A 2,474-nucleotide genomic window follows, 5' to 3' on the forward strand; every position below is an offset into this window, starting at 1 on the left:
CACGACGGCCGACTTCTGGGTGCGCCACGTCCGCGAGGCCGTCCGCTTCCTCGACGGCGTACGCACCCTTGAGGCCAAGGGTGTTACGACGTTCGTCGAGCTGGGCCCGGACGGTGTGCTCACCGCGATGGCGCAGGAGTGTGTGACCGATGCCGCGTCGGACGCCGCGTTCATCTCCGCGCTGCGCAAGGACCGCCCCGAGGCCGAGGCGCTGACCACCGCCGTCGCCCGGGCGCAGGTGCGCGGTGTGGCCGTGGACTGGGCCGGGTTCTTCGCCGGTCGGGGCGCGGATCAGGTGGATCTGCCGACGTATGCCTTCCAGCATGAGCGGTTCTGGCTGGAGCCGGGCGCCGGATACGTCGGCGATGTGGCTTCCGTGGGGCTGGAGTCGGCCGGACACCCGCTGCTCGGCGCTGCGGTGCCGCTGGCCGAGACCGATGGGCTGGTGTTCACGGGTCGGCTGGGTGTGGATACCCATCCGTGGCTGGCCGACCATGTGGTGCGGGATGCGGTGGTGCTGCCCGGTACCGCGTTCGTGGAGCTTGCCGTCCGGGCCGGCGACCAGGTCGGCTGTGACCTGCTCGACGAGCTGACCCTGCACGCCCCGCTGGTGCTGCCCGCACGCGGTGGCGTCCGGCTCCAGCTCACGGTCGGCGCGCCCGACGGCGCCGGACGGCGGGCCCTGACCGTGCTGTCCCGCGCGGAGGACGCCCCGGCCGAGGAGCCGTGGACGCGGCACGCCGACGGTGTGCTCGCCTCGGGCGCGCCCCGGCCGTCGTTCGCGCTGACCGCGTGGCCGCCGCAGGGTGCCGAGGCGGCCCGTACCGAGGAGCTGTACGCGGCCCTCGCGGACGGCGGTCTGCGGTACGGCCCGGTGTTCCAGGGGCTCACGGCCGCCTGGCGGCGCGGGGACGAACTCTTCGCGGAGGTACGGCTGGACGAGTCCGCCGCCTCCGACGCGCAGGCGTACGGACTGCACCCGGCGCTGCTCGACTCGGCGCTGCACGCGCTCGGCATGGACGGCCTGGGCGACGGCGACAGCCAGGGCGGGCGGCTGCCGTTCGCCTGGAGCGGGGTGTCGCTGTACGCGAGCGGCGCCTCGGCGCTGCGGGTGCGGCTGGTGCTGCGGGGCGCGGACGGGGTCCGGCTGGAGATCGCGGACTCGGCCGGTGCGCCGGTCGCCGCCGTGGACTCGCTGGTCCTGCGCGCCGTGTCGGCGGAGCAGGTGCGGGCCGCGCGGGCGGCCTACCACGAGTCGCTGTTCCGCGTGGAGTGGACCGAACTCCCGGCCGGAGCGGGCGCCGGAGCGCCCGGCGGCAGCCGGTGGGCGGTGCTCGGCGCGGACGCCCTCGGACTCGCGTCCGCCGGTGCCGGTGCCGGTGCCGTGGCGTACGCGGACTTCACGGCGCTGGGCGAGGCCGTGGCATCCGGGGCGGCCGTACCGGAGTACGTGTTCGTGACGCCGTCCACGCGGGGCGGCGACGAGGTGCCGGGCACGGTGCGTGCGGCCACGGCCGAGGCGCTGGGCCTGGCCCAGGCGTGGCTGGCCGATGAGCGGTTCGCCACCTCGCGGCTGGTGTTCCTGACCCTCGGCGAGGGCGAGCCGGTGCGCGATCCGGCGCAGTCGGCGGTGTGGGGTCTGCTGCGCACGGCGCAGGCCGAGAACCCGGACCGCTTCGTCCTGCTGGACATCGACGGCCACGACGCGTCGCTCACGGCGCTTCCGGCCGCGCTGGCGGCGGGCGAGGAGCAGCTCGCCGTCCGTACGGGCGTCGCCCGTATCCCGCGGCTGGCCAGGGTGCCGATCGCGGACGAGACGGCGGCCACCGAAGGCGCCTTCGACTCCGAGGGCACGGTGCTGGTGACCGGCGCGTCCGGTTCGCTGGGCGGTCTGGTGGCCCGGCATCTGGTGGCCGAGCGTGGCGTACGGCATCTGCTGCTGGTGAGCCGCCGTGGCCAGCAGGCCCCGGGTGCGGCCGAACTCGCCGCCGAGCTGAGCGAGTTGGGCGCCGACGTGGTGTGGGCCGCCTGCGATGTGGCGGACCGGGACGCGCTCGCCGCGACCCTCGCCACCGTCCCCGCCGAGCATCCGCTGACCGCCGTCGTCCACACGGCAGGTGTGCTGGACGACGGTGTCATCGGCTCCCTCACCCCCGAGCGCGTCGACCACGTCATGCGCCCGAAGGTGGACGCGGCGTGGAACCTCCACGAGCTGACCCGCGACCTCGACCTCACGGCCTTCGTGCTGTTCTCCTCCGCCTCGGGCGTCTTCGGCACCCCCGGCCAGGGCAACTACGCGGCGGCCAACGCCTTCCTGGACGCCCTCGCCACCCACCGCCGCGCCGAGAGCCTCCCGGCCGTCTCGCTTGCCTGGGGCCCCTGGGCGGGCGCCGGGATGGCCGGTGGCCTGGACGAGGCCGACATCAGCCGGATGCGGCGGGCCGGACTGCCGCCGCTGTCCCCGGCCGAGGGCC

At 75.7% G+C, this 2,474-nt stretch carries 1 protein-coding gene; it reads left to right on the plus strand.

From position 1 onward, the window contains the following. Window positions 1-2,474: type I polyketide synthase (locus KN815_RS48570; protein ID WP_216348134.1), on the plus strand; the 2,474-nt coding region annotated here is incomplete at both ends.

Origin of the sequence: Streptomyces niphimycinicus (assembly GCF_018883605.1) — a bacterium.
Taxonomy (GTDB): Bacteria; Actinomycetota; Actinomycetes; order Streptomycetales; family Streptomycetaceae; genus Streptomyces; species Streptomyces niphimycinicus.